Annotated in this window: 23 protein-coding genes, 1 tRNA gene and 1 pseudogene; 5 read left to right on the forward strand and 20 right to left on the reverse strand. The window is 47.0% G+C overall.

Translation table 11 applies throughout. The annotated features are described in order from the left end of the window. Positions 1–40 precede the first annotated feature (40 nt). From cobA to FHS17_RS19930, 15 genes and pseudogenes are all read right to left on the reverse strand, one after another. A complete protein-coding gene (gene cobA / locus FHS17_RS19860; RefSeq protein WP_167280190.1) occupies positions 41–1,615 on the reverse strand; it encodes a uroporphyrinogen-III C-methyltransferase in 1,575 nt (524 codons plus the stop codon). Beyond that, entirely contained in the window at positions 1,612–2,589 is a 978-nt protein-coding gene (gene hemC / locus FHS17_RS19865; RefSeq protein WP_167280191.1) for a hydroxymethylbilane synthase, read from the reverse strand. The genes cobA and hemC overlap by 4 nt, the downstream gene beginning before the upstream one ends. Further along, a complete protein-coding gene (locus tag FHS17_RS19870) occupies positions 2,573–3,238 on the reverse strand; it encodes a precorrin-2 dehydrogenase/sirohydrochlorin ferrochelatase family protein (protein ID WP_167280192.1) in 666 nt (221 codons plus the stop codon). The genes hemC and FHS17_RS19870 overlap by 17 nt, the downstream gene beginning before the upstream one ends. A gap of 14 nt (positions 3,239–3,252) precedes the next feature. Beyond that, complete coding sequence (locus FHS17_RS19875) at positions 3,253–4,068, reverse strand: cytochrome C assembly family protein (RefSeq protein WP_167280193.1); 816 nt, start codon at positions 4,066–4,068, stop codon at positions 3,253–3,255. Positions 4,069–4,113: 45 nt separating this feature from the next. Continuing rightward, positions 4,114–5,484, reverse strand: coding sequence for a glutamyl-tRNA reductase (gene hemA / locus FHS17_RS19880; protein ID WP_167280194.1), 1,371 nt, complete (start codon positions 5,482–5,484; stop codon positions 4,114–4,116). A gap of 195 nt (positions 5,485–5,679) precedes the next feature. Continuing rightward, positions 5,680–6,079 (reverse strand): annotated as a pseudogene (gene speD / locus FHS17_RS19885) (adenosylmethionine decarboxylase). A 365-nt stretch (positions 6,080–6,444) separates the two neighbouring features. Continuing rightward, a complete protein-coding gene (locus FHS17_RS19890; RefSeq protein ID WP_167280195.1) occupies positions 6,445–7,035 on the reverse strand; it encodes a non-ribosomal peptide synthetase module in 591 nt (196 codons plus the stop codon). Between the two features lie 198 nt (positions 7,036–7,233). Beyond that, positions 7,234–7,821, reverse strand: a complete 588-nt coding sequence (yihA, locus tag FHS17_RS19895) for a ribosome biogenesis GTP-binding protein YihA/YsxC (protein WP_167280196.1) — start codon at positions 7,819–7,821, stop codon at positions 7,234–7,236. Beyond that, entirely contained in the window at positions 7,818–10,310 is a 2,493-nt protein-coding gene (gene lon, locus FHS17_RS19900) for an endopeptidase La (RefSeq protein WP_167280197.1), read from the reverse strand. The genes yihA and lon overlap by 4 nt, the downstream gene beginning before the upstream one ends. A 36-nt stretch (positions 10,311–10,346) precedes the next feature. Continuing rightward, positions 10,347–12,050: an ATP-dependent protease LonB gene (lonB, locus tag FHS17_RS19905; RefSeq protein WP_167280198.1), complete on the reverse strand. Its 1,704-nt coding sequence runs from the start codon at positions 12,048–12,050 to the stop codon at positions 10,347–10,349. A 168-nt stretch (positions 12,051–12,218) separates the two neighbouring features. Beyond that, complete coding sequence (gene ispG, locus FHS17_RS19910) at positions 12,219–13,328, reverse strand: flavodoxin-dependent (E)-4-hydroxy-3-methylbut-2-enyl-diphosphate synthase (RefSeq protein ID WP_167280199.1); 1,110 nt, start codon at positions 13,326–13,328, stop codon at positions 12,219–12,221. 90 nt (positions 13,329–13,418) lie between these two features. Beyond that, positions 13,419–14,678, reverse strand: coding sequence for an ATP-dependent protease ATP-binding subunit ClpX (clpX, locus tag FHS17_RS19915; protein WP_167280200.1), 1,260 nt, complete (start codon positions 14,676–14,678; stop codon positions 13,419–13,421). 26 nt (positions 14,679–14,704) lie between these two features. Beyond that, on the reverse strand, positions 14,705–15,292 hold the full coding sequence (clpP, locus tag FHS17_RS19920; protein WP_167280201.1) for an ATP-dependent Clp endopeptidase proteolytic subunit ClpP: 588 nt from the start codon (positions 15,290–15,292) through the stop codon (positions 14,705–14,707). 242 nt (positions 15,293–15,534) lie between these two features. Beyond that, complete coding sequence (gene tig, locus FHS17_RS19925) at positions 15,535–16,839, reverse strand: trigger factor (RefSeq protein ID WP_167280202.1); 1,305 nt, start codon at positions 16,837–16,839, stop codon at positions 15,535–15,537. A gap of 87 nt (positions 16,840–16,926) precedes the next feature. Continuing rightward, positions 16,927–17,886 carry a hypothetical protein gene (locus FHS17_RS19930; RefSeq protein WP_243865459.1) on the reverse strand — a complete coding sequence of 320 codons (960 nt, stop codon included), beginning with the start codon at positions 17,884–17,886 and terminating at the stop codon, positions 16,927–16,929. Between the two features lie 229 nt (positions 17,887–18,115). Between FHS17_RS19930 and FHS17_RS19935 the strand changes: the two genes are divergently transcribed. Then, positions 18,116–18,192 (forward strand) — tRNA-Arg (locus FHS17_RS19935). A 303-nt stretch (positions 18,193–18,495) separates the two neighbouring features. Here the strand turns inward: FHS17_RS19935 and FHS17_RS19940 are convergent. Continuing rightward, on the reverse strand, positions 18,496–19,101 hold the full coding sequence (locus tag FHS17_RS19940) for a P-loop nucleotide/nucleoside kinase family protein (protein WP_167280203.1): 606 nt from the start codon (positions 19,099–19,101) through the stop codon (positions 18,496–18,498). 179 nt (positions 19,102–19,280) lie between these two features. Further along, positions 19,281–19,622: a hypothetical protein gene (locus FHS17_RS19945; RefSeq protein ID WP_167280204.1), complete on the reverse strand. Its 342-nt coding sequence runs from the start codon at positions 19,620–19,622 to the stop codon at positions 19,281–19,283. Between the two features lie 130 nt (positions 19,623–19,752). On the opposite strand from FHS17_RS19945, the gene asnB reads away from it, so the two are divergent. Further along, complete coding sequence (asnB, locus tag FHS17_RS19950; protein WP_167280205.1) at positions 19,753–21,597, forward strand: asparagine synthase (glutamine-hydrolyzing); 1,845 nt, start codon at positions 19,753–19,755, stop codon at positions 21,595–21,597. Between the two features lie 117 nt (positions 21,598–21,714). On the opposite strand, the gene FHS17_RS19955 is transcribed toward asnB, so the two are convergent. The 3 genes from FHS17_RS19955 to FHS17_RS19965 form a co-directional block, all read right to left on the reverse strand. Further along, positions 21,715–22,344 carry an XTP/dITP diphosphatase gene (locus FHS17_RS19955; protein ID WP_167280206.1) on the reverse strand — a complete coding sequence of 210 codons (630 nt, stop codon included), beginning with the start codon at positions 22,342–22,344 and terminating at the stop codon, positions 21,715–21,717. A gap of 4 nt (positions 22,345–22,348) precedes the next feature. Then, positions 22,349–23,086 (reverse strand): ribonuclease PH, encoded by a 738-nt coding sequence (gene rph, locus FHS17_RS19960; RefSeq protein ID WP_167280207.1) that lies wholly within the window; start codon positions 23,084–23,086, stop codon positions 22,349–22,351. A 180-nt stretch (positions 23,087–23,266) separates the two neighbouring features. Then, positions 23,267–24,331: a GerMN domain-containing protein gene (locus FHS17_RS19965; RefSeq protein ID WP_167280208.1), complete on the reverse strand. Its 1,065-nt coding sequence runs from the start codon at positions 24,329–24,331 to the stop codon at positions 23,267–23,269. A 132-nt stretch (positions 24,332–24,463) separates the two neighbouring features. On the opposite strand from FHS17_RS19965, the gene FHS17_RS19970 reads away from it, so the two are divergent. The 3 genes from FHS17_RS19970 (at position 24,464) to FHS17_RS19980 (ending at position 26,481) form a co-directional block, all read left to right on the forward strand. Continuing rightward, positions 24,464–25,003: a phosphatidylglycerophosphatase A family protein gene (locus tag FHS17_RS19970; RefSeq protein WP_167280209.1), complete on the forward strand. Its 540-nt coding sequence runs from the start codon at positions 24,464–24,466 to the stop codon at positions 25,001–25,003. Between the two features lie 130 nt (positions 25,004–25,133). Further along, positions 25,134–25,769, forward strand: a complete 636-nt coding sequence (cysC, locus tag FHS17_RS19975) for an adenylyl-sulfate kinase (protein ID WP_167280210.1) — start codon at positions 25,134–25,136, stop codon at positions 25,767–25,769. Then, positions 25,747–26,481, forward strand: coding sequence for a sulfotransferase family 2 domain-containing protein (locus FHS17_RS19980; RefSeq protein WP_167280211.1), 735 nt, complete (start codon positions 25,747–25,749; stop codon positions 26,479–26,481). The genes cysC and FHS17_RS19980 overlap by 23 nt, the downstream gene beginning before the upstream one ends. Positions 26,482–26,514 lie beyond the last annotated feature (33 nt).

Consider the following 26,514-nt stretch of genomic DNA (forward strand, 5'->3'; position numbering starts at 1 on the left):
TTCTCGGTCCTAAGGTCCTGATGGATATGAAAAATAATTTCTAAATAATTGTTCTACTATGCTTAACATTCGTGCGAATAGTTACTTGATGTTGAACGAGAGCCTCAACTAGCGCATCTATCGTTGCCTCTTCTGGCTCAATAGTAACCGTAAGCCCTGCCTCCACCGCCGTCTGAGTGGTAAGCGGGCCAATACTAGCGATAGCGATGCCTGCAAGGTGTCCAGCAGGGTCTTCAATACCTTTGCGTTTCAGCAACTCAAGCAGATTGATTACCGTTGAAGAGCTGGTGAACGTAATCGCATGGATCTCCCGATTGCGGATCCAGTCCAGTGCCTGTTCATCTTGATCATCTGCCAATACGGTCTCATATACATTCAGCTCGACTGGAAGAAGACCTCTCTCTGCAAGTTCCCGAGGCAAAATTTCACGTGCTAAATCGCCGCGTGGCAGCAGAACTTTTTCACCCGCTTTAAGCTCCAAGTCCAGTTGCTCCAGCATACCTTCTGCCTGGAACTTGGCTGGCAGTTGGACAACGCCAAGCCCCCGCTTCCGAAGTGCTTCAGCTGTCTTTGGACCTACAGCTGCAATTCGAGCGGTATGGAAACGACGAATATCTACATCAAATCGAGCCAACCAGTTAAAGAAATAATCAACCCCGTTCACGCTAGTGAACATGATCCAGTCATATTGCTCCGCTTCAGCTAGAGCTGTACGAATCGATGCAACTACAGCTTCATCCTTTGGCTCACGCGTTTCAATAACAGGCAGCTCACAAGGCTCACCACCAAGCTCCTCAATCCTGTCAGCCAAATCACTGGCCTGCGCTCTGGCACGGGTAACAAGCACGCGTACGCCAAACAATGGCTTTTGCTCATACCATTTCAGCTTTTCACGCTGCAACACAACCTCGCCAACGACGATAACCGCAGGAGGCAGGAAATTCGCTTCTTTTACGATTCGCTCAATCGACTCCAACGTGCCAACAATCGTTTCCTGCTCAACACGTGTACCCCATCGAATCAAGGCAACTGGTGTATGAGCGGGTTTGCCATGGCGGATCAGCTGCTCGGCGATATAGCCGATCTTGGCAACGCCCATAAGGAATATAAGCGTCCCTGTTGCATTCGTTACTTTGTCCCAATGAATAGAGCGGTCAAGCTTATCCGGGCTTTCGTGGCCCGTTATAATCGATAAGGAAGAAGCAAGATCCCGATGGGTAACCGGTATGCCTGCATAAGCAGGCACCGCAATAGCTGATGTAATGCCTGGCACAATCTCAAAAGTGATGCCATTGTCCTGCAGCAATTCCGCTTCCTCGCCAACACGCCCGAATATCGTCGGATCGCCGCCCTTCAGCCTTGTAACCGTATGACCTTCAAGCGCCAAATCAACAAGCAGCTGGTTGATTTCTTCCTGCTTCATCGTATGGCGGTCCGGCAGTTTGCCCACATAGATTTTGCGGGCGCCTTCCTTCACATGACGAAGAAGCCTAGGACTAGCCAGACGATCGTAGACAACAACATCACTTCTTTTCAAACATTCCAGTCCACGAACTGTAATCAGCTTCGGATCACCCGGTCCTGCGCCAACTAAATAGACGATCCCTTTATTCATATGTTTTCCCCGATTTCTGCCAAAATGCGATCTGCACCTCTAGCTACCAGAGCATCTGCAACGTCGCGGCCAAGCTGCTCAGGATCCGTTCCTTTCCGGATTTCCTTCAGCATAACCTCTCCATTCGGGGACCCTACCATACCCGTCAGCTCCAGCTCTGCATTCTCGAAGCTGTCTTCTGACTTCTTCTGAACCACTGCAAAAGCACCAATCGGAATTTGGCAGCCGCCGTTTAGTGCACCAAGGAAGCTTCTCTCTGCTCTTACGGCAAGTGAAGTTTCTGTATCATTGAATAAATCAAGTAATTCCCGAACTGCTTTATCTTGAACGCGGCACTCAATGCCAAGTGCGCCTTGTCCAACAGCCGGTATAGAAAGATCTACCGGAATATAAGCGGAGATCCGGTCCTGCCATCCCATACGTGTAAGACCCGCAGCAGCAAGCATAACGGCGTCAAAGCCATCGGTTTCCAGCTTACGGATCCGGGAATCAATATTGCCGCGAATCGAATCAAGCTGAAGATCCGGACGCATATTTTTAAGCTGGCTGGAGCGGCGAAGGCTGCTCGTTCCTACACGTGCTCCCTCCGGCAAATCATCAAGCGAAGCACCTTGCTTCATAATGAGACAATCGCGTGGGTCAACACGCTTCGGTATTGCGCCGTTAGTTAGTCCTTCGGGCAGTTCGTATGGCATATCCTTCATACTGTGCACAGCCATATCAATCTCACCATCAAGCAAGGCCTGTTCAATCTCTTTAACGAACAAGCCTTTACCGCCAACCTTGGATAAAGTAACGTCTAGAATGCGGTCACCTTTCGTCACAATTTTCCGAATTTCAAATTTATAATCGAACCCATGCTTTGCGCTGATACGCTTCAGTTCATCAATAACTTGCCCGGTTTGAGTCAAAGCTAATGCGCTTTGGCGTGTCCCAACCACGATTGTGCGTGGTTCGTTATTCGCTTTTTCCATTATGATTATCCTCCCGTTGTCCATCCTCAAGCCTCTTCGCTCGAAGGCTGTCTGTCCAAGCTTGCATATCCTTCTCGGTTTCACTCCCGAACGGTACCTCTTCAGCAGCTAGCCGCAGCAAAATTTCACGTTCCAACACATCCGAGACTGAAGTTTTCACATAGTCACGCAGCTTTCTAAGCTGCACCAGACTATCCGTGTATTCACTGCCGTATTGCTGCTCCAGCTCCCGCTTCAATCGGATAGATAAAGATGGGCTTGCTCCTGAAGCCGAGACGGCGATAAGCAAATCCCCGCGCCGTACAACCGCAGGATTAACAAAGCCTCTGCCTTCCGCCTCATCAACGGTATTCACTAGTACCCCGGCCCGTCTGCTATCTTCCGCAATACGACGGTTGAGTTCTAAATCATCTGTCGCAGCAAACAGCAGCCTTGCACCTTCGACATCAGAAGATTGATAAGGACGACCTTGCCATTCAATGGATCCACATGCAGCAAGATCCTGCAAGCCCGGTGTAAGCTGTGAGCTAATGAGAACCACGCCATCTGCCCCCGCCTCTAGCAGGCCTTTTACTTTTCGTTCTGCGATACGGCCGCCGCCGATCATAACGACACGTTCGCCTCGAAGCTGAAGCATTATTGGATACATGCGCATCCCCTTTTTCAATGAAAGGTCGATAAGTAACTGGATGAAAGATTAATAATCAACATAACAAATGCAATGAGATGAAGTCTTGCGAGCTGAGTGCCCGGACGTCTAAGCATCGCCCTTTGAATAATATAGTTCACATAAAAAATCAAAGTCGCAAACGAAGTAAGGACCTTCCAGTCGAGCAGCAGCTGCGGCCTTCCTTCTGCCAAAAGCACGGTAACCGCAACGGATAACGACAGGGCCAGCAGCGGTACGCCGATAATAATAGCACGGTCCGAGAACCGCTCAATCCTATCAAGGCTTGGCAGCCTTCGAGTAAAGGGAGTCCATCTCTTCCCTTTAAGCTGACGGTGCAGGAACAAGTACATCCCTGCGAATATAGAGCCAATTGTAAGTGATGCATAAGCGCATAATACCAGACTAATATGTACAAGAAGCAAGTCGCGCATCGCCTGGGACACACCAAACTGCTCATCCATTCCTGGCCGGCTGTAGAGATTAAGGGCCAACACGGAGAAGCTTACGATATTTACAAGAAAGACAAGAAATTCAATTTTGAAAAATTGACTGATCACAAGTGAGATCGTAACAAGAAGCCAAGAGAAGCCTAGCCAATACTCAAAGGATGAGATCGCTGAGGTCTCAAAATGAGTCACAAGCCGACTTACAAGTATGATCGTTTGTAATATCCATACAAAAATAAGGAGCCCTGTTCCAATCCGCTTTGCTCTCCGGTTCGCATCCATGAAATCGGAGAAGTAAAACAGAAGGCTCAGGGCGTATATATAAAGTATCGCGTCGTATATCCATTTTTGCGTTAAGAACATAGCTTCCACCTTGCCGCCCTTCGCGATTATTCGGGTAGCGCGCTATTATCGAAGGATGGACGCCAGTGCCGAAGCAGCAGAACGTGCAGGCATGTTTTTCTTTTTCTCCGCAGCCGCCGTGTTTGCTTCCTCTTGTTTCGACTGGGCCAGTTCATCTTCAAGCGCAAACAACTTCACGAACATATCCATTGCTTCTTCCGAATGTTTGTCCCCAGCCATCTCTTTAATCCGCAAAATAGGATCTTGAAGCATCTGGTTCACAATGCTCTTCGTCAGCTTGCGGATAACTTTCAACTCATGCTCCTCCAGATCAGGGAGCTTGTTCGTCAGACTATTAAGCGTCTCTTCATGAATATCAGCAGCCTTGGTCTGCAAGGCACGGATCAGCGGCACAACGCCTAGGGTCTTGTACCATAGTTCGAACTGTTCGCGTTCTAGTTCAATCATCGCTTCGATCTTCTCCGCTTCCTTCCGACGTTGTTCGAGATTGCTCGCTACAATGCCTTCCAAATCGTCGATATCGTATAAGAACACATTCTCGACTGCAGCAATACCGGGATCGAGGTCACGCGGAACAGCGATATCAATCATAAAGAGCGGCTTCGACTTACGGCGCTTCATGGCCGTTGCAACAGCCTGGCGTGTTAATACATATCCATCAGCACCTGTCGAGCTAATCACAATATCTGCTTCATGGAGCTTGTTAACCGCATCCTCCATGGAGCTCGCGATACCGTTGAACTTCTCGGCTAGCTGCGCTGCCCGTTCATAAGTCCGGTTCACGACGATAACTCGATCAGCACCATTCGCATACAGATGCTTAGCCGTCAATTCGCCGGTCTCACCAGCGCCAATGACCATAACCGTCTTCTTGCTAAATTGGCCAAAAATCCGTTTGCCTAGTTCAACTGCTGCATAGCTGACCGAAACCGCCGATTCTCCAATCGTAGTTTCCGAATGGGCACGCTTAGCCATCGTAACAGCTTGCTTGAACAGCATGTTAAATAATGTCCCTGTCGTCTTCTGCTGCTGCGCCAGCGCAAATGCGTCCTTCACTTGTCCGAGTATTTGCGTCTCGCCAATGACCATAGAATCAAGACCACTTGTCACCCGGAATAAGTGCTCAATAGCCTTGTTATCTTCATACATATATAAATGACTCGTGAACTGCTGTCTAGGCAGCTTGAACCATTGTTCCATAAAACTGCGAATATAATGTCCGCACAAATGGTGTCTGTCCACTACCGCATACAGCTCAGTACGATTGCAGGTCGCAACAATGACACACTCCATAATACTGCTTGTGTTCATTAGTTGTTTGAGCGCTTCTGACAATTCCTTCTCCGCTATAGCAAACCGTTCTCTTACTTCTACAGGAGCCGTACGATAGTTCAAACCGACTACGATAATGTGCATGCGCGATCACCTGCCTTTCCTTAAATTTACGTTAGAATGATTATAACATAGTTCGACATACGAAAATGCCTTCATAATGTCTTCATTTATGAATAATGTTTGAAAACCCTCTTTGCCATTATTCCCTGTTTATATAAAGAAAATAACCATGGACCGGAGTCTATGGTTATCTCTATATCTTTTCAATTTAATAGCTTAGACAAGCTCAATTTGTTTCATAATTGGTTCTTCGACCTTCAACTCACCCATACCGCGAACAAGTTTCTTCGCATGAGTCGTTGTAGGCTTCAATACAGAGATCATGTAGTCAATTGCAAGCTGTGGATCCACGGTTTCACCGCATGTGTAGCAATCGAGAGCGGCAAATCCCTTCTCAGGATACGTGTGAATCGAGAGGTGACTCTCCGACAGCAGTACAAGCACTGTTGCTCCTTGAGGCTCAAATTGTTTCGATTGTACCGATAGTACAGACGCGCCGCATGCTTCAGCAGCCTCCACCATTTGGGCTTGCAGAAATTCCGCATTGTTCAGTAGATCAAAGTCTACCCCCCCAAGTATCAACAGCAACGTGTCTTCCGAAAGTTGAATATTCCATCTTCCGGTTCCCCCTTCCTAGGAATAAAATGTTTAAAAAAATTTCATCCGCTAGGACCTACGTCATTCACTTCCCGAGGGAATAATCTCTCGCAACATAACCATGTCCTGAGTGAATCCTGGTTCCTATTTTGTTTAGACCAATGTTTTCAACGAGATTAAAAATAACATCTATTGGGGAGAATTGCAACTGTTTTTTTTCGGGACATACGAAAACTTTTTGGTATGCCAATCCCGTATTCAAGGTATGTATCGGAAGTGAGATAGGTACCATTCACAGCATTCATCCCGTTGTTATTTTTTTCGTGAACAAATGTAAAAAAAAGAAGCCGTATTAAGCGGCTCCATGTCTTGATAATAGGACGGTCAGGCTTCTAAAACAAACAGCTTGCGGGTCAGCATCGATAGCCTTTCATCGATACCGGCAATTTGCAACCGATCCTTGGTTTGATTTCGAAGATCAAGCAGTTCGTTAATTGCGTTGTTTACCAGCTCAATCTCACGTTCGATCAAGCGGCTGCGGAACACACGCTCTAATTGGCCAAGCGTATCCTTGTATTCGAATACAACCCGTGTGCCAGAAGCTGTGCTTTCAACGATTTTGCGGACGCTGCCGTTTGTATAATGATAGATCATCGTATAATGGCTGTAGATCCGATTGACAACTGCGTCTCCATGGAAAGCAGTTACCGCTTTACGCATAGCGTTAGTCAGTTTGGGGTGAATCAGGCGGCAAGAGAGTTCACATACATAGTGGTTCTGCTGACGTTCAAACGTCAGTGTAACCTCTTCCTTCCCTGCTACGTCTTCGAGAACCAGCTCCTGGTTTCCGTTATCGAGTACCTTCACATTCATACTAACTTGTTGGTCATCGAAAAAACGGATAAATTGCTTCATCTCTTCGCTCGTCAATTGCAGTTTGGCACTTACATACTCTGTGGCTAGCCGCTGAGCCATAAAAATCTCCTCAATTCTATAAACTTGCGCTTGTGTTCTTAATTCCTAAGTATATTATACGTGATCAGAGCTTTTTATTCCTGCCGTCCAGCTTCGATATTCTCGCATATTTCTGAAAAATCCCGTAGAATTCACGATGAACACAACATTTCTTACAGAATCCTCGCCATTATAGAGGAAGTTATTGAACTATCTCCGTTATGTGCCAATTACCTCGGTAATGACCTCCCACAGTCTGTCGCGTCCAAGCCCTGTCTCCGAGGAAAACATGACGACAGAATCGCGGGGATCCGCCTCCAAAGTCTCTTTAATAACCTTAATATGCTTGTCCCATTTGCTTTTCGGAATTTTGTCTGCCTTAGTACAAACAATACATGTTGGCACGTTATAATGCTTCAGCCAGTGATACATGAGTACGTCATCCTTCGATGGCGCATGCCGCATATCGATAACAAGAAGCTGCAGCTTTAATTCCTCTCGGTCGCGAATATAAGTCTCGATCATCTGACCGAACAACTCACGCTTCGTCTTTGATACTTTTGCATAGCCATAGCCTGGAAAATCGACAAAATAAACCATATCATTCACACGATAATAGTTAAGCTGCTGCGTCTTGCCGGGCTGCGAGCTAGTTCTTGCTAAGTTTTTACGCAAAATCAATTTGTTAATCAGTGACGATTTTCCGACATTGGAACGCCCTGCCAGAGCGATCTCTGGCAAGGCGTCAATTGGATATTGCTCTGGTCTTACTGCACTTATTATAAAATCTGACTGTGTAATTTTCATCCGATTACTGTTCCTGCTTTCTCTTCGGTGTTGACCGGCAGCAGCGCGTGCTGCAGTACTTCATCCATATGGCTGACAGGTACAAAGGTCATTTCACTGCGAATACTGTCTGGGATATCACTTAAGTCACGTTCATTATCTTTTGGCAGAAGCACCTTCTTGATGCCTGCACGATGGGCAGCTAGTGACTTCTCCTTCAATCCGCCGATTGGAAGCACCCGTCCACGGAGCGTAATCTCACCGGTCATTGCAACTTCCTTCGATACGTACCGATTCGTCAGCGCTGAGATAAGCGCCGTTGCCATCGTAATACCAGCCGATGGGCCATCCTTCGGTATCGCCCCTTCGGGGATATGAATATGGATATCCCTGTTCTCGTGGAAGTTAGGATCGATATTCAGCTCAATCGCTTTGGAACGCGTGTAGCTGAATGCAGCCTGAGCCGACTCCTTCATAACATCACCAAGCTTGCCGGTTAGTGTTAGTTTACCGCTTCCCGGCATAACTGTCACTTCAATGACAAGTGTATCGCCGCCTACCTCGGTCCAAGCAAGGCCCGTTACTGCGCCAATCTGATTCTCAGCTTCAGCAGTGCCATGACGGAACTTCGCAGGACCAAGCCACTCCTTCAGAAGCTCTGGCGTAACCGTTAATGGAGCAGGTGTTGCTGCTTCCACAGGCTGCTTATAGGCAGCGGCATCAGAATCAGCATCAGAGCCAAAGGCCGCTTCAAGGGTATTAAGCTCTGGCGCTTCATAAGAGGCCCCCTCCGCTTCACTGGTGGTCCGCGGCACAAAACCTGAAGCTACGATATGCTTCGCAGCCTTACGGCATAGAGCAGCCACTTGCTGCTCCAGATTACGTACGCCAGACTCACGCGTATACTCCCGGATAAGCTGAAGGACTACCTCGTCCTCTAGGATTAGCTGGTCTTCTGTCAGCCCATGCTCCTTACGCTGCTTCGGCAGCAAATAACGCTCGGCAATCTGCTGCTTCTCCAGTTCCGTATATCCTGGGATATACAGCACTTCCATCCGATCAAGCAGCGGACGAGGAATGTTATGCATCGAGTTAGCCGTTGTAACGAACATCACATTCGATAAGTCAAAAGGTACTTCGATAAAATGATCGCTAAACGTATTGTTCTGCTCCGGATCAAGCACCTCAAGCAGGGCAGATGAAGGATCTCCACGGAAATCACTTGCCATCTTATCAATTTCGTCTAGCAGGAAGACTGGATTATACGAACCTGCCGTCTTCATCCCCTGGATGATCCGGCCAGGCATTGCACCGACATAAGTCCGGCGATGACCACGGATTTCCGCTTCATCACGTACGCCGCCAAGCGAAATCCGCACAAATTTGCGGTCAAGAGATTTGGCGATGGAGCGAGCGAGCGAGGTTTTGCCGACACCTGGAGGCCCTACAAGGCAAAGGATCGGCCCTTTCATCTTCTTCACAAGCTGCTGTACCGCCAAATATTCAAGCACACGTTCCTTCGGCTTCTCAAGACCGTAATGGTCATTGTTCAAGATGTCCTCCGCTTTGCTTAAGGAAAGATCATCTTCCGTATGCTTGCTCCATGGAAGAGCTAATAACCAATCGATATAATTGCGAATAACGCCGCCCTCGGCGGAGGTTGCGGGCATTTTCTCCAGACGGTCGATTTCCTTCTCAACCTTTTCTCTTACGAGATCAGGCACTCCTGCTTCAGCCAATTGGTTACGAAGTTCTTCAACTTCACCCGCACGGCCTTCTTTCTCGCCAAGCTCCTTCTGAATCGCCTTCATCTGCTCGCGCAAATAATATTCCTTCTGCGTCTTCTCCATCTGCTTCTTAACGCGTTGGTTAATCTTGCGCTCGAGCTCCAGCACTTCACGTTCGTTATTCAGAATATCAAGTAACCGCTCCAACCGTTCACGCACATCAATGGTCTCAAGGATATCCTGCTTATCTTTGATCTTTAGCGACAGATGGCTTGTAATGACATCGGCAAGCCTACCAGGTTCATCGATGTCAGATACAGCTGCAAGGGTCTCTGGCGTAACCTTCTTCGACAGTGTGATGTAATGCTCAAATTGACTGAGCACCGACCGCATGAGCGCATCCACTTCTGGATCATCTGTCTCAGGTTCTGGAAGCTCAAATACTGAAACCTCATAGAATTGTTCGTTAGGCACGTAATCCACAATCTCAGCTCTTACAACACCTTCAACAAGAACCCGAATCGTACCGTTTGGCAGCTTGAGCATTTGTCTGACTTTCGCAATGGTGCCGACGCGATAAATATCGTCCTCAGTAGGCTCTTCAATATTGACTTCGGATTGGGAGCACAAGAGAATCATATGATCATCGATCATTGCTTTCTCCAGTGCTCTTACCGATTTGTCCCTTCCCACATCAAGGTGGAGCACCATGCTGGGATATACAAGCAGCCCCCTTAACGGAAGCAGGGGAAGCCGCCGGCCTTTCGTTTTTCCGGATCCCACACCAGCACCTCCAATTGTTTCGAATACCTTATTTTATCATTCTACGGAATCCGCCTGCAAATAGGGAACGCCTGTAGCGATAAAAAGATCGGAACTGACATGGTTTTCCACCTCTGCGACAACCGTGTCGCCGATTGGAAATACGTATCTAAACACTTCATCTACCCGATCTACTGGTATAACTTTAAGCCCTTCCAACCCTGCAAAAATCGCCTGCCAGTTCTCACGTGGGATGATAACCGTATCTGCACCAGCTTGGAAAGCTGCTTCAACCTTGGCAAGTACGCCGCCAACCGGCTTCACATTGCCATGAATACCAACCTCGCCTGTCATCGCCAGCTTGTTGTCAATCGGGATCTCTTTAATAGCCGATGCGATAGCTGTTGCCATAGCCACACCAGCGGACGGACCATCAATAGGCGTACCGCCAGGGAAGTTAATATGCAGATCATAGTCTTGCGGGTTGAGGCCGTAACGGCGGAGCATGGTCAATACATTTTCAACCGAGCCCTTAGCCATACTTTTTCTTCTGAGAGTACGGGAGCCGCCTCCCAGCTCTTCCTCGTCCACTACACCCGTAATGGTATAGAGGCCTTTGCCGGAAGCGACCGGAATAGCACTAACCTCGATTTCAAGCAGGGTGCCCATGTTAGGGCCATATACGGCAAGCCCATTCACGAAGCCGATCTGAGGGGCCTCTGGAATTTTGCGGTCAGGGCGCGGCGGAATTTGACTGCTGTTAACTACCCATTCCACATCTGCACCTGTAATCGTGTCACGTTTCTCCGATAAAGCAATACCTGCTGCCAATTGGATAACATTAACCGCTTCCCGCCCGTTGGTCGCATATTTTTTCACCACATCAACTGCATCAGGGCAAGAGCCAAAACCAATCTTTTTAATTGCATTTTCTGCAATTGAAGCAATTTCACTCGCCAGTAGAGGCCGGAAATAAATCTCCATACAGCGGGATCGAATTGCCGGAGGCAGATCCTGAGGTGAACGTGTTGTCGCACCAACAAGCCGGAAGTCAGCTGGAAGGCCGTTCTGGAATATATCATGGATATAGACCGGAATATTCGCATCCTCCGAATTGTAATATGCGCTCTCCAGGAACACTTTGCGATCTTCCAGTACTTTTAACAGCTTATTCATTTGAATTGGATGCAATTCACCGATTTCATCGATAAACAGAATCCCGCCATGCGCCTTCGTTACTGCACCTGGCTTCGGCTGAGGAATTCCTGCTACCCCCATCGCGCCGGCACCTTGATAAATAGGATCATGAACGGAACCGATCAAAGGATCGGCAATCCCACGCTCATCAAACCGCGCCGTTGTTGCATCAATTTCGGTAAATTTCGCTTCTGTCAGAAAAGGTGAGGAAGGATTCTTCTTCGCCTCTTCCAATACAACACGTGCAGCTGCCGTCTTCCCAACACCTGGTGGTCCATAAATAATAACATGCTGCGGATTAGCACTGCAGAGCGCTGCCTTGAGCGCACGAAGGCCGTCTATTTGACCCACGATGTCCTGCATCGCCTGCGGACGTGTTTTCTCCGCTAGAGGCTTTGTAAGCGAAATGGAGCGCAGCTTACGAAGCTTATCCATCTCCTTGCGTGATTCCCGATCGACCGCCGAGCGGTTCGTCTTCTGATTACGCAGTAAATTCCAGAAATATAAACCAATAACCACAGCAAAAAAGACTTGAATCAGCATTAATACCATACTTAAACTCATCAATATCTTCTCCTCTCAAAAGCAAATCATCCGGCAAAAGAGTACGTAATTGGTAGTATTGCCCCTTGCCGCAGGGAATAATCGCTTTAAGAAGAAAAAAGAGGTATTCCTATACCCTGCCTATAAAGGCAGCTAAGGAATACCTCTTCGTTAAGTTATTGAGAGTCGTTATGCATGAGCATGATTCTTGCGTCCAGGAATTTCTCCTGTCTCTTCAAAGGCGCGAACAATCACGTCGATTTCTTTCTTCAGCTCGTTAAGCAGCTCCGCTTCCGGCACCTTACGAATCATTTCTCCATAGCGGAACAACATGCCTTCGCCGCGGGCACCAGCAATGCCGATATCCGCTTCACGAGCCTCACCAGGACCATTTACGGCACAGCCAAGGACAGACACCTTAATTGGCACCTTCAGCTTCGAGATATACTCTTCCACTTCGTTAGCGATAGAGAAGAGATCAATATCAAGACGACCACATGTCGGACACGAAATCAGAGTTGCTGCATTCGTAATAAGACCAAACGTTTTGAGCAGCTCGCGTGCTACCTTCACTTCTTCAACCGGATCTGCACTTAAGCTGATGCGCACCGTATTACCGATGCCCATTGCCAGCAAAGCACCGATGCCTGCCGAGCTCTTGATCGTTCCCGTATGAAGCGTTCCAGCCTCAGTAATACCAAGGTGAAGTGGATACTTGATTTTCTCCGCTGCCATGCTGTAAGCCGCAATAGCCATCGGCACATCTGAAGCCTTCAATGACACGATAATGTCGTGGAAATCCAGCTCTTCCAGGATCCCGATATGGAAGAGCGCGCTCTCCACCATCGCTTCCGGTGTTGGATAGCCGTATTTCTCGAGCAGATGATTCTCGAGCGAGCCGGCGTTAACGCCGATCCGGATCGGAATACCACGTTCCTTACAAGCTTTAACAACAGCTTCTACTTTCTCGCGGCGGCCGATATTACCCGGATTAATCCGGACTTTATCAATGCCGTTCTCAATAGCTTGCAGCGCAAGACGATAATCGAAATGAATATCCGCAACGAGCGGAATATGAATCCGTTTCTTGATTTCCTTGATCGCTTCAGCAGCTTCTTTATTATTAACCGTTACCCGGACAATCTGGCAGCCGGCTTCTTCCAGACGCAAGATCTCGGCTACTGTAGCCTCTACATCAGCCGTCTTCGTTGTACACATACTCTGAATGATGACTTCATTGCTGCCGCCAATCGTTAAGTTGCCGACTTTGACCGGCACAGTATCCTTGCGCAAATACATAAAATGATCTCTCCCATGAACGTCAAAGTCCACCCTTTGACGAGCGAAAAAATCCGCGGTCTACGGGTGGAAGCAATGACGGTAATGAACTTAGGCGCTCTCTTCTTTTTTCTTGTTGCCCTTCTTGGCTGTAAGCTCCGGCATGATTTTGTCTTTTACGGTTTTCTCCGTAATGAGACAAGTATTCACATCATCACGCGAAGGGACTTCGTACATAACTTCCAGCATAATGCCCTCGATAATAGCACGCAAGCCACGAGCACCTGTGTTCCGCTTAATCGCTTCTTTGGCGATTTCTTCAAGAGCAGCAGGCTCAAAGTCAAGCTTCACGTTATCCATCTCAAGCAGCTTCTGGTATTGTTTAACCAAAGCATTCTTAGGCTCAGACAAAATACGCATCAAAGCATCTTCATCAAGCGGCTCCAAAGTCGAAATAACCGGCAAACGGCCTACGAACTCTGGGATCAAACCAAATTTGAGCAAGTCTTCAGGCAGAACCATCGACAAATACTCGCCTGGCTTCAGATCTTTTTGCAGTTCGCCCGTCGAGCTGAAACCAATCACTTTTTTGCCGATCCGGCGTTTAATGAGCGATTCCAGACCGTCAAATGCGCCGCCGCAGATGAACAGAATGTTAGTTGTATCAATTTGAATAAACTCTTGGTGCGGGTGCTTACGTCCGCCTTGCGGTGGAACAGAGGCAACCGTGCCTTCGAGAATTTTGAGCAACGCTTGCTGAACGCCTTCGCCCGATACATCTCTTGTAATGGACGGGTTTTCAGACTTACGAGCTACTTTATCAATCTCATCGATATAGATAATGCCGCGCTCGGCCTTCTCCACATCGTAGTCTGCAGCTTGAATAAGCTTGAGCAAAATATTTTCAACGTCTTCACCGACATAACCGGCTTCCGTCAGCGATGTTGCATCTGCAATTGCAAACGGTACGTTCAAAATTTTAGCCATTGTTTGAGCAAGCAGCGTTTTACCCGAGCCAGTAGGGCCTACGAGCAGGATGTTACTTTTTTGAAGCTCAACGTCTTCGATTTTGCTTTGCGAGTTAATCCGTTTGTAGTGGTTATATACCGCAACAGAAAGGGATTTCTTCGCAAATTCTTGTCCGATGACATACGAGTCAAGAATCGCACGGATATCTTTTGGTTTCGGGATATCCTTCAGATCAAGCTCTTCCTCATGACCGAGCTCCTCTTCTACGATTTCAGTGCAAAGCTCGATACATTCATCGCATATATATACGCCGGGACCGGCTACCAATTTTCGTACTTGTTCTTGCGATTTGCCACAGAACGAGCATTTCAATTGACCTTTTTCATCATTGAATTTAAACATACTTTTTCACCCCTTCGATTAAATCCTTACGATACCGGAGTTGTTATTACTCTGTCAATCAAACCATAATTCAGCGCATCTTCCGCGCTCATGAAATTATCGCGGTCAGTATCGCGGTCGATCTTGTCATAAGGCTGACCGGTACGTTCCACATAGATTTGATTCAGCTTTTGCTTCGTCTTAAGGATCCAATCTGCATGGATCTTAATATCCGATGCCTGACCACGGACGCCGCCAAGCGGCTGATGGATCATGACTTCTGCATTAGGAAGGGCAAAACGCTTGCCTTTCGCGCCAGCCGTAAGGAGGAGCGAACCCATGCTTGCTGCCATGCCCATACAAATCGTGGACACATCAGGTTTAATATATTGCATCGTATCATAAATAGCCATACCAGCCGTTACCGAGCCGCCTGGGGAATTTATGTACAAGTGGATGTCTTTCTCCGGATCGTCGGCCGCCAGAAAAAGCAGCTGTGCGATAACTGAATTTGCTACGTCATCATCAATAGCGCTCCCGAGAAAAATGATTCTGTCCTTCAATAAGCGCGAGTAAATATCGTAAGACCGTTCTCCGCGATTCGTTTGTTCAACTACGATAGGTACCAGATTCATGCGACCAACCTCTTTTCTTTTTGGGACTTTTATGTTTCATGTTTTCTATTGTATCACGTCAAATGAGCAATGTCATTTTTCCAAGTAATACAGTAATACAGTATACGGTGAGCTTCGCTCGATATGTACGGAGATTCATTCTCCATTGTAAAGCACTTCGGTTATGTAGGGTGAAAAGAAGGCACGTATCTGACGATGACGTGCCTTTTCTTCGTATTTATTCAATTGAAAGTTTGAGACGATTACGCTCCAGCTACTTCAGCTGTTTTGCTGTTTTCAACGAGGAATTCAATCGTTTTACGAAGCTCGATATCTTCTTTCAAGCTGTCGATTTGACCGTTTTGCTCGAAGATTTCGCGAAGTTCAGCCGCTGGGCGGTTGTAAGATTTTGACAGCGATTCGAGTTCTTCGTTCACGTCTTCTTCGGATACTTGAACGCCTTCTGCTTTCGCAATTGCATTCAGAACCAGGTTGTTGCGAACGCGTTTCTCAGCATCGCTCTTCATTTGGTCGCGCAGAACTGCTTCGCTTTGACCGGAGAATTGATAGTACAGGTCGATGTTCATGCCTTGCATGCGAAGACGGTTCTCGAAGTCGCGAAGCATGAAGTCAACTTCTGTATTGATCATTGGCTCTGGAACTTCTACTTCAGAAGCTTCAGCCGCTTTCTCGATTACAGCATTTTGCAGGTTACGTTCTGCTTCGTTCTCTTTGCTTTCTTTCAGCTTGGAGACAAGATCCTGCTTGTACTCTTCAAGCGTGTCGAATTCGCTCACATCTTTAGCGAACTCATCGTCAAGAGCTGGCAGGTTTTTACGTTTGATTTCATGCAGTTTCACTTTGAATACAGCTTGTTTACCAGCCAGGTTTTCTGCATGGTACGATTCAGGGAATGTTACTTCAATATCCTTGAAGTCGCCAGTTTGCATGCCAACTACTTGATCTTCGAAGCCAGGGATGAACGAACCTGAACCAATTTCAAGCGAGTAAGCTTCAGCTTTACCGCCGTCGAATGCTTCGCCGTCTACATAGCCGTCAAAGTCGATTACAGTGATGTCGCCTTGCTCAGCAGCGCCTTCTTCAAGGACAGTCAGCTCAGCATGACGTTGTTGCAGACGCTCAAGTTCAGCGTTTACCTCTTCGTCGCTAACTTCAGCTTCAAAGGATGGAATTTCCAGACCTTTGTATTCGCCAAGCGTTACTTCTGGACGAACGATAACTTTTGCTTTGAATTTGAACGTTTCGCCTTTAGCGAATTGTTCAACATCAATTTCAGGACGGTCAACAGGACGTTGTTCCGTCACTTTAACTGCTTCTTCATAAGCTGTAGGCAACAGGATGTCAATTGCATCCTGGTACAGGCTTTCCACGCCAAAACGGGATTCGAACATTGCCCGTGGCACTTTACCTTTACGGAAGCCAGGTACGTTTACCTTTTGTACGACTTTCTTAAATGCTTGATCAAGCGCTGCAGCGACTTTCTCAGCTTCAACCTCAACATCGATCGATACGAGGTTCTTGTCTATTTTTTCCCAAGTTGCTTTCATTTTATGCTTTCCCCTCCAAAATACGCATCACGCCAATTAGTATTCGCTTCATAAACCACTCTATTATAATCAACCTGCGCCATCATTTCAAGGCTGATGATCATCTTCTGTAGATTGCTGCATCGCAGCGACCTGCCGAAGTGTCCTGCAAGCCTGCTCATATCTGAATCTTAATGGCTCGGTTATGCCGTAGGCTTCCCGGACATCATCATCATTGGCAGAGCCGTAAACCGTCAGTAACAGCGTGAGATGTAGCGCCGCTGCATAGCTGTCGACCGTCTCCTCATCCTCTCGGAGCATCCATTGATAGGATGTGGTTCCATACAGAAATTGGAGACTTTCTTTCCACAATTCTTTGGCAAAATGAGGCAGTGTTGGGTCATCTGCTTCTGTCACAGCTTCCACTCGTTCAAGAATCCGGATGACCGGTCTTGGAAAATCATCAAGTGCAAGCGGTGTAGATTCAATGTCGAGTTCTACCCTCTCGCCCATCCGATCCAGCGTCAGCTGACCGGATATTTCCCGCTTACGCAGGCATTGCAGCGCCTTAAACTGTACAACAGGATGAATGGCCTTGCCGCTAGTCAGCCATTCTACCATTACCTGATCAATCTCAGGTGAATGTATGTATGCTGCTCGTTCCAATGCCAATATTTGCTGGTCAATCATTGGATGATGCTCCATGATATAGAGCACCTGCTTAATGTATGCCTCATCCTGTTCTGGCGGATTCAGCAGCTGCTCGCGAAAGCTCTCCTCACTGACGCCTTCATCATCCTGGCCTCCGGGCACAACGGCTCCTTCGGAATCTGAACCGGGAAACGCCATGTCAAGCCAGGTTAGAAGGCTTTTCCACTCTTCATAATGCCGTTCATCCTCACCGCGGCATTGCAGGAGAAAGCGGAGTAAATTTTTGGCTTCGCTATATTGCTCGGATTCCAGCATCCGGGTGAGCTGAATTTGATAATGATCCAGCATCTTTGGAAATAAATAAACGTTATCTGGTGTAGTTATGGTATCACCGCCTTGTCGGTCAAACCGCTTCATTCGTGACTATTGCTTGCGTTAGATTATATCACGTTACATGCTAATATAAAAACAATGCATTCACGAGTCTTGATTTTTTGATCAGGCCTATGCTATATTTACCAAGCGAATTTTTTTCACAGGCTTTTAGAAGACAAAGACCATGATTCGATTCTCTTCACCCGCTCCAAACTTTTTGAAATTAGGTATTGCTAACTCATGTGATCGCATGATATACTACTTCCTACGTGTCCCAGTAGCTCAGCCGGATAGAGCACACGCCTTCTAAGCGTGCGGTCGGGGGTTCGAATCCCTCCTGGGACGCCATTTTCCCAAACATAATGACAATTAATAAAACCCGCAAAACCTTGATACACAAGGCTTTGCGGGTTTTTTGCTTTTTTTACCTTTTAATTAAATCTTGAAAGTAGCATCCTGTTTCTCTGTGTCGGTACAGGTCCAGCTTGCATCTTTAAGTCACCAGGGCAGCTGGGTGTCAGGCAGGTAAGCAGGATTAATATAGCACCTTCCAAGAAGGATTTATTTAGAATAAATGGTTCATTTCATTTGTTTTTTGTTCATCTATATATAAAAAGACGAAACCTCTATTCAAGGCCTCGTCCTATATAACTATACCTTTGTTACTGTTTTGTCTGTCACGAATTGATAAAGCGTCTCCACTTGCTCGCCGCTCATCTCACCGCTGTTATCATATACAAGAATGGAAGATTGCGGGATATCCCAATTAATCTCAGGAACAAAAGCTACACGTTTCTCAAAATGCGACCAATGGTCCAATTTCCATTGATCACGCTCCGTTTGACGCCCGATAATGCGGTTTTTCTGCAGTTCGATATTCTCAAGGGTGACTACGATGACCTTAACGTTCACCTGATCTTTGGTCAGACCTGCAGATGTAATGACTTCTTCGATCCATACTCTATTCTTAAGCTCGGCTGTGAACGGAGAAATCATAAATACGTTCTGGCCTGCAGCTAAGTTCTCAATACAAATATCCTTAGTCGTATCATATTCCAAATCACGAAGGTTTTGTTTATAGAAGTCCGAATCACGGTCGTTCTTGTCGAGGCCGTTAATTTCCAGCATCGCCTCTACGAATCGTCCGCCTACCGTATCACGATCAAGAAAAGCAGCCGGAATACGTTCCGATAATTTTCTTGCAACGGTTGTCTTACCTGTACCTGCTACACCAACGAAAAACACTAACTTTTGCAATGCCTGATGCCTCCACTATGAAACTAGTTTATCCTCCCATTGTACCACTCCTCGCCCAATAAAGGTATCACAAAGGTTACAAATTCCGTTAGATTCCGACATTTCACTTACAAAAAAAGGATAATGTCCGCATAGCGCTCAACCACGCTTTCGGTGCTCATTATCCTTGTATCCCATTCTTATAATCTGCCCGGATCCAATAATCCCATAGATTCAACATGCTTCTGAGTGGATGCAGTCCCATGCTCGTGAATAAATAAATAGATATCGTGCAGAATCGCATCGTATCCACCATTCATCTGGCTGTCACTGGTTTGCGATAAATGGGTGCCAAATTCGTAATTGAAATGACCCGTAATGGCATTATCCATGCTGGACAAATCCTCGAACATCACTTGAAGCTGGTTGAACTCCTCGTTGTTTGCCATGATCTCCAGCTCATAAGAAGCTGCACCTTGATCCTCCAAAATTTGTCCAGCCTGGACCGAGACATAATATTTTTTTCGTTCATCGACTGACATGCGTTATTTTCAGCTCCTTTTTAAGACATGCTCTCTTAGCATCCCCTAGCGGACAGACATTTTATGCCTTTTTTCAGCATATAACGGATATTATTGCTACTGGAGTCCAGCAGAAGAGAGGAATGAGATTATGTGTGGAATAACCGGCTGGATCGATTGGACCCGAGATCTAACCCATGACAGCAACAGCCTAGTTAAAATGACGGAGACGTTATCACTGCGCGGTCCTGATGCGTCAGGTACTTGGATCTCATCGCATTGTGCGCTAGGCCATCGCCGGCTCAGCGTGATTGATCCGGAAAATGGCGCTCAGCCGATGATTCGGCGCTCGGGCGATGACACATATGTCGTTGTCTATAATGGTGAACTTTATAACGCACTTGAACTAAGGAAAGAGCTGGAAGACCGAGGCAGAACGTTTACAACCCATTGCGATACAGAAGTACTGCTTGTGTCTTATATCGAATGGGGCAAAGCCTGTGTTGAACGCTTCAACGGCATTTTCGCCTTTGCCATCTGGGATGTAACTGAACAGGAGCTGTTCCTTGCCCGCGACAGACTAGGTGTAAAACCACTGTTCATCAGCTTTGCAGATGGACTGTTTATTTTTGGTTCGGAGCCAAAAGCTATTCTTGCTCATCCGGCTGTTAAAGCTGAGGTAGGTGCAGAAGGATTAGCTGAAATCTTCATTATTGGTCCCGCCAGAACACCTGGCCAAGGCGTTTACAAGGATATTACCGAACTGCTGCCAGGACAATGTGCAACTGTTAATCGTTCAGGTATCCGCAAGACAAAATATTGGAGTCTCGAGACGATTCCGCATGAAGAAGATGTCGATACGACGGCTGAACATGTCCGGGAGCTGCTGAAGGATACAACGGAGCGCCAGCTTGTTTCGGACGTGCCAGTTGGCACCTTACTCTCCGGAGGCCTTGACTCCAGCGCTTTAACCACACTGGCTGTTCGTTACTACGAGCAAACCGGTCAAGGTAATGTGCATACGTATTCCGTCGACTACGCGGATAACGATAAGCATTTCACGGCTCATGCCTTTCAGCCAAACAGCGACGCCCCTTGGATCGAACGGATGACTTCCCATCTGGACACCATCCATCATCCAATCCAATTTGATACACCTGAGCTCGTAGCTGCTCTCAGAGACGCTACATTGGCACGCGATTTGCCAGGTATGGCCGATGTGGATGCCTCGCTCCTGCTATTCTGCCGGGAGATAAAGAAAGGTGCTACCGTCGCAATTTCTGGTGAAGCAGCGGATGAAATCTTTGGCGGCTATCCTTGGTTCCACCGTGAAGAAGCACTGAGTGCAAACACCTTCCCATGGTCTCTCGCCTCTTCTATGCGGGCAGATCTGCTTGCGCCGGATGTAGCTGCATGGATTAAACCACTTGATTATATCGGTGACCGTTATGCCTCTGCGATCGCGGAGGTGCCGCACTTGGATGGTGAATCCGAGACGGTACGGAAGATGCGCAAGATGTCTTATCTTAACATTACCCGCTTCATGCCAACACTGCTTGACCGGAAGGACCGGATGAGTATGGCAGCTGGCCTCGAGGTTCGTGTCCCGTTCTGCGATCACCGGCTCGTGCAGTATGTCTGGAATATCCCTTGGGAGATCAAGACAGCTGGGGACCGGGAGAAAGGCATCCTTCGCCGTGCTTTGAAGGGCGTACTTCCTGAAGATGTGCTGACTCGTAAAAAAAGCCCTTATCCAAAAACGCATAATCCAAATTACTTGGCAGCAGTCAAAGGACTTCTTCTTGATGTGCTGAACGATCCGTCTTCCCCGCTCCTGCCGCTGATTAACTTGAATAAAGTAAGAGAGCTTGCTGAATCCGATTCGGCAAAATCTAATATTCCGTGGTTCGGACAATTAATGTCCGGTCCTCAGCTGTTTGCTTATTTGTATCAGGTGAACGTGTGGCTTAAAGAGTACGGTGTTAGCGTGAAGTAAGTAGCAGCTAAGTTATATTCACTGAACATTCGAATTGCTCCGCTCACCTAACCTTTAAAGAGTGAAGAATAAAAAAGGCGTCACAGGAATTTCTCCTGTGACGCCTTTTGCTTAATATTACTTAACTTCCAGCTTCTCGATCAGCTTTGCCAGAGCGTTGCCGCGATGGCTGATAGCCTGCTTTTCTTCCTTGGACAGCTCTGCCATGGAACGTCCGAGCTGTGGGAGCCAGAACAATGGATCATAACCAAAGCCGCCTTCGCCACGAGGCCGGTCGGCGATGAAGCCGTCGACTGTACCTTCCGTCTCGATAAATTCCCCTGTCGCAGGGTCATATAAAGCGAGTACGCAGACGAATTGCGCTTTGCTGAGCAGCCGCGTGCCGTCAGCAAGCGGTTCTGCTGCGTCCACATTCAATTTACCAAGCTCGTGAAGCAGCTTTGCATTGTTATCGGCATCTGCTGCACCTTCACCGGCATAACGGGCTGAATATACACCTGGAGCACCGTCAAGGGAAGCTACACGCAGTCCAGAATCATCTGCGAGCACCGTTACTTGAAAAGCATCGCCGGCCGCTTTTGCCTTAATACGAGCATTTGCAGAGAACGTATCTCCGTCTTCTACAATATCCGGGAAGGTTGGAAAATCATTTAGGCTAACGACGGTTCTGCCAAGCTTCTCAAAGGCATGTGCAAATTCCTTCACCTTGCCTTGATTTTTGGTTGCAATCAATATAGGCTGAGTCAACGTGTTAACCCCCGATCCGGTCTGCCTGCTCACCCAAAGCAGCGCGCTGCTTCTCGATTAATTCCTCGATACCGCCTTCTGCTAGTTCCAGCAGCTTGTTAAGCTCTTCACGCGAGAACGGGGAATCCTCGCCTGTTCCTTGCAGTTCAACAAATTTACCATTGCCTGTCATGACGACATTCATATCCACTTTGGCCTTGGAGTCCTCATCGTAGTTCAAATCAAGCAGTTCACGCTCTTGAATAACCCCTACACTTACCGAAGCAAGAAAATCCGTAATCGGATATTTGGCAAATTGTGTTGTTTTCGAGATTTTGTTAACCGCAAGGCAAAGAGCCACAAATGCACCTGTAATCGAAGTGGTACGTGTACCGCCATCGGCTTGAATAACATCACAGTCAAGCGTAATTGTACGCTCACCCAGCGCCTGCAGATCAACAATAGATCTGAGGGCACGTCCGATTAAGCGTTGAATTTCCATTGTTCGGCCGGAAAGTTTGCCTTTGGCCGCCTCCCGGTGGTTACGGGAATGAGTTGCGCGTGGCAGCATCGCATATTCAGCCGTAATCCAGCCTTTACCTTGCCCCTTCATGAAAGGGGGTACCCGTTCTTCCACACTGGCTGTACAAATAACCTTAGTCTCGCCTACCTCAATGAGTACCGAGCCTTCCGCATATTTATTAACGCCTGTCGTTATCGTAACCGGCCGAAGCTGGTTCGGTTGCCGACCGTCTGTTCGCATGCTTATGTTCCTCCTGAATCAATCGTTATCGCTTATGTGTAGATCGCGTTGCAATCTTTCCTATTTTACCAAAGTGGCATGTGAAAAGCATCTTTAATTCTCCTCTAACAAAAAGCTGCCTTACCTGGTCCCGAAACGGGCCTGGTAAGGCAGCCTTTCTCTAGTTATGGCTTTTTTCGCTTACCCTTTAATCGCATTCACATGATGCGGACGCGATACTGGCTCGCTGTAAGAAACATTGTTCTCGTCCGTGACTTTCTGACCGTTCAGTGTAATCTGAACTTTGTCAGCGCCCGTATTTTCAGTAACCGACAGGACGATGGCTTCAAGCATCTCTGCTGGAGCAGGCAGTCCTTCTTCATACGCTTGGTCTTTTAAGTCCACCATTACTGTGTCATCCTGCTGCTTGATGTTTGTTACTTCCACATCATTCGTAAGGACACTGATCAAATCCTTCGTGTTAAGCGGACCTGTGATCAGCTGTTCAAGAGCAGCTTGTGCAGCTGTTTCCTCTGTGCGGTTAATTAACCTTGTAACCGGCACATAATATTGTTCATCGTTAGTTGTTTGCGAAGAGAAGTACAGAGTAACCGGTGTCGAGTTCGAATAGTTCACACCATCGGCAGCTTCAAGGTTAATCCCTACCGAACGTGTAAGCGGCTCATCGAGCGGGAAGCCATCTTGCGGCATCTCCGACAGCTTAGCCCCTTCATACCACAGCTCTACTCCTTTTGCTCCCATAGCCGTCAAAGTCCAAGTAATCGCCTCTACAATTGTACGCTCGTCCGTCGCAGGATAATCATTGAAGGTTCCGCCAAATTCAACGGTAGCCAGTTGAGTTTTCGGATCAATATGAAGTGACTTGACCTCAGTGCCTTTCGGAATGACTGCACGGAAGTCTTCTGGCAGCTGGCTTGCCATGCTACCGCCGTCCACCATGATTTCCAAAGCTTTTTTGCCGGCTTCGTCAACTGCATTCTCGGTAAGTGTTGTCTTCAGAGATACCGGGGCAAGATAGCCATTGCGGTCCTCTAAGTAAACCGTGAGATTGGAATCATCATCTTGTCCAGTCACGACAGCCTGTCCGGTATTTGTACCGTCTACGGCACCTGTTGCATCAGTTTGCTGCGGTGGATCAATCTCCCCTTTTGTGTCCTGCGAAATCAAGCCGCATCCTGTTGCAAGAATGGGAAATACCATCACACCGCAGATTGCTGCACGGCGAATCCATCTTGTTTGAGCCATTGACTTTTTCCTCCCCAAATTGTAATTGCCTGTTCGGCGACTTTGTACATTTGTTGATTTGTAGTACTATGTATACGAGCCCTTCCCTGTTTTAGACCAGTTTTGTCCACAAAATCTGAGGGGGTAATCAATTTGTTCAAACAAGTCACCTACAGCTTAAACAGCCGCGAGGTTGCGGAAGCAACCAATTCATGGCTCGACAAACGAGGCGTATCTAGAACATCCATTGCACAGCTCGTGCATTTTCTGCAAAAGGATTATTATCCAGAGCTTACGCTGGATGAATGCATCTCTCATGTTGAAGCTGTGCTGCAAAAGAGAGAGGTACAAAATGCCATTTTAACTGGCATACAGCTCGATTTGCTGGCGGAGGAAGGCAAGCTGATGGCGCCGCTTCAAGATATGGTTCGTAATGACGAAGGCCTGTACGGCTGCGATGAAATATTGGCTCTATCCATTGTTAATGTATATGGCAGTATCGGATTTACTAATTTTGGCTATATCGACAAGCTTAAGCCCGGCATCTTAAAGAAATTAAACGATAAAAACGATGGGCAAATTCATACCTTCCTGGATGACATCGTTGGAGCAATCGCTGCTGCTGCTGCAAGCCGACTGGCGCATCGCAAGCAAGCAAGCCGTGAAGAAGCCGCACAGAATGTGAAGGAATAGAAACTGGTCTAAAGACTGTCCTACAAAAGTAGGGCAGTCTTTTTTTTGCCCTCTAACTCTAGCTGCACCTTTTGAAATAAATGGAATATTTTAGTAGTAAATTACAAGATAGAGAGGAGTGATCATACCGTTGAATCACAATCCCCTAGTGTGGCATAACTCTCGCATCACCAAACAAGATCGGCAGCTCCTGAATGGCCATCGCAGTTATGTTCTTTGGTTTACTGGCCTTTCGGGATCAGGTAAATCAACGCTTAGTACAGCCTTGGAACATGAACTTTATAAACTGCAATGCCGCAGTTACGTACTTGATGGCGATAATCTTCGTTACGGCTTAAATCAGGACTTGGGCTTTCAGCCAAAAGATCGTTCTGAGAATATCCGAAGAATTGGAGAGGTGGCCAAGCTAATGATCGATGGAGGCATGATTGTCATTGTAGCTGCTATTTCGCCTTATCGGCAGGATCGTGATGGGGTACGATCTTCTATGCTGCCCGATGAGTTTATAGAAATTCATGTAAAATGTTCGATTGAAGAATGCGAGCGAAGAGATCCAAAAGGAATGTACAAGAAGGCAAGAGCTGGAGAAATTACACATTTTACAGGTGTTTCTGCGCCTTACGAGTTTCCTCTTAATCCGCATCTTACCATTGAAACCGATAAGCTGACGGCTGCTGAGTCTGTCAACGCAGTAATGGAATACTTGCATCTTCATGGCTTGATCATTGCCGAGGAGAAGGACGGTGAGAGACTTGAACAAGGATAAGCTGTTACTTTACATGCATCTTCCTAAGACTGGAGGCTCTTCTTTTACACAAGCCATTATCGAGAATTGTCCAAATATTATTCATTATCATACAATCCAGACCGCCCCGCAATTAAGTCAAGAACTCGTCAAAGCCGATGCCCTATGCGGACATTTCAGCTATGGTATACACCAGCTGACAGACCGGCCTTATCAGTATGTTACAATGCTGCGTCATCCTGTCGAACGGACTCTCTCCTATTTTTATTTCAAATATAAAAATCCTGAATATGATATTTTTTATAATAAAGATTTAACCTTCGAAGAGTACGTACTTAATTCTAACTATGATCTGGAGTACTGCAATCTTCAAGCCAGAATGATAATGGGCGAGATCGCTAACCCTTACCCGAATTTCAAAAAAGTCCAGGCTCATCTCTTCAAGCATTTTACCTTTGTTGGTCTTACGGAACAATATGACATTTCTTTATTTTTATTTATGCACAAGATGAACTGGAAGCCAAAGTATTACCCTAAAGTCAATGTAACGCCTAATCGCCCTCCTGCAGAGCTTTCGTTATCCAGTGAAGCCATCCAATCTGTCCTGCAAAAAAATGAGATCGATATAAAGCTATACGAATACGTCTGTCGGGAATTTATCGATCACGTGTTAGATCTGTCCTCTGAACAAGAGCAACAGCTCAGAGCTTATTTAAGAGCGTCCAGAAATTAAAAAAGGCCTCACAAATGTGAAGCCTTCTTTGCT

The organism is Paenibacillus lupini, assembly GCF_011761355.1.
GTDB lineage: Bacteria > Bacillota > Bacilli > Paenibacillales > Paenibacillaceae > Pristimantibacillus > Pristimantibacillus lupini.

Coding starts and splice junctions, on each gene's coding strand:
- hemC (WP_167280191.1), bottom strand. CDS start 2,589: ATGGAAAAAGCGAATAACGAACCACGCACAATCGTGGTTGGGACACGC.
- ispG (WP_167280199.1), bottom strand. CDS start 13,328: ATGTATTTGCGCAAGGATACTGTGCCGGTCAAAGTCGGCAACTTAACG.
- tig (WP_167280202.1), bottom strand. CDS start 16,839: ATGAAAGCAACTTGGGAAAAAATAGACAAGAACCTCGTATCGATCGAT.
- clpP (WP_167280201.1), bottom strand. CDS start 15,292: ATGAATCTGGTACCTATCGTAGTTGAACAAACGAATCGCGGAGAACGG.
- FHS17_RS19930 (WP_243865459.1), bottom strand. CDS start 17,886: ATGAAGCGGTTTGACCGACAAGGCGGTGATACCATAACTACACCAGAT.
- lonB (WP_167280198.1), bottom strand. CDS start 12,050: ATGAGTTTAAGTATGGTATTAATGCTGATTCAAGTCTTTTTTGCTGTG.
- yihA (WP_167280196.1), bottom strand. CDS start 7,821: ATGAAAATTACACAGTCAGATTTTATAATAAGTGCAGTAAGACCAGAG.
- FHS17_RS19875 (WP_167280193.1), bottom strand. CDS start 4,068: ATGTTCTTAACGCAAAAATGGATATACGACGCGATACTTTATATATAC.
- FHS17_RS19890 (WP_167280195.1), bottom strand. CDS start 7,035: ATGGCTCAGCGGCTAGCCACAGAGTATGTAAGTGCCAAACTGCAATTG.
- cobA (WP_167280190.1), bottom strand. CDS start 1,615: ATGAATAAAGGGATCGTCTATTTAGTTGGCGCAGGACCGGGTGATCCG.
- asnB (WP_167280205.1), top strand. CDS start 19,753: ATGTGTGGAATAACCGGCTGGATCGATTGGACCCGAGATCTAACCCAT.
- hemA (WP_167280194.1), bottom strand. CDS start 5,484: ATGCACATTATCGTAGTCGGTTTGAACTATCGTACGGCTCCTGTAGAA.
- clpX (WP_167280200.1), bottom strand. CDS start 14,678: ATGTTTAAATTCAATGATGAAAAAGGTCAATTGAAATGCTCGTTCTGT.
- FHS17_RS19965 (WP_167280208.1), bottom strand. CDS start 24,331: ATGGCTCAAACAAGATGGATTCGCCGTGCAGCAATCTGCGGTGTGATG.
- rph (WP_167280207.1), bottom strand. CDS start 23,086: ATGCGAACAGACGGTCGGCAACCGAACCAGCTTCGGCCGGTTACGATA.
- FHS17_RS19870 (WP_167280192.1), bottom strand. CDS start 3,238: ATGTATCCAATAATGCTTCAGCTTCGAGGCGAACGTGTCGTTATGATC.
- FHS17_RS19945 (WP_167280204.1), bottom strand. CDS start 19,622: ATGTCAGTCGATGAACGAAAAAAATATTATGTCTCGGTCCAGGCTGGA.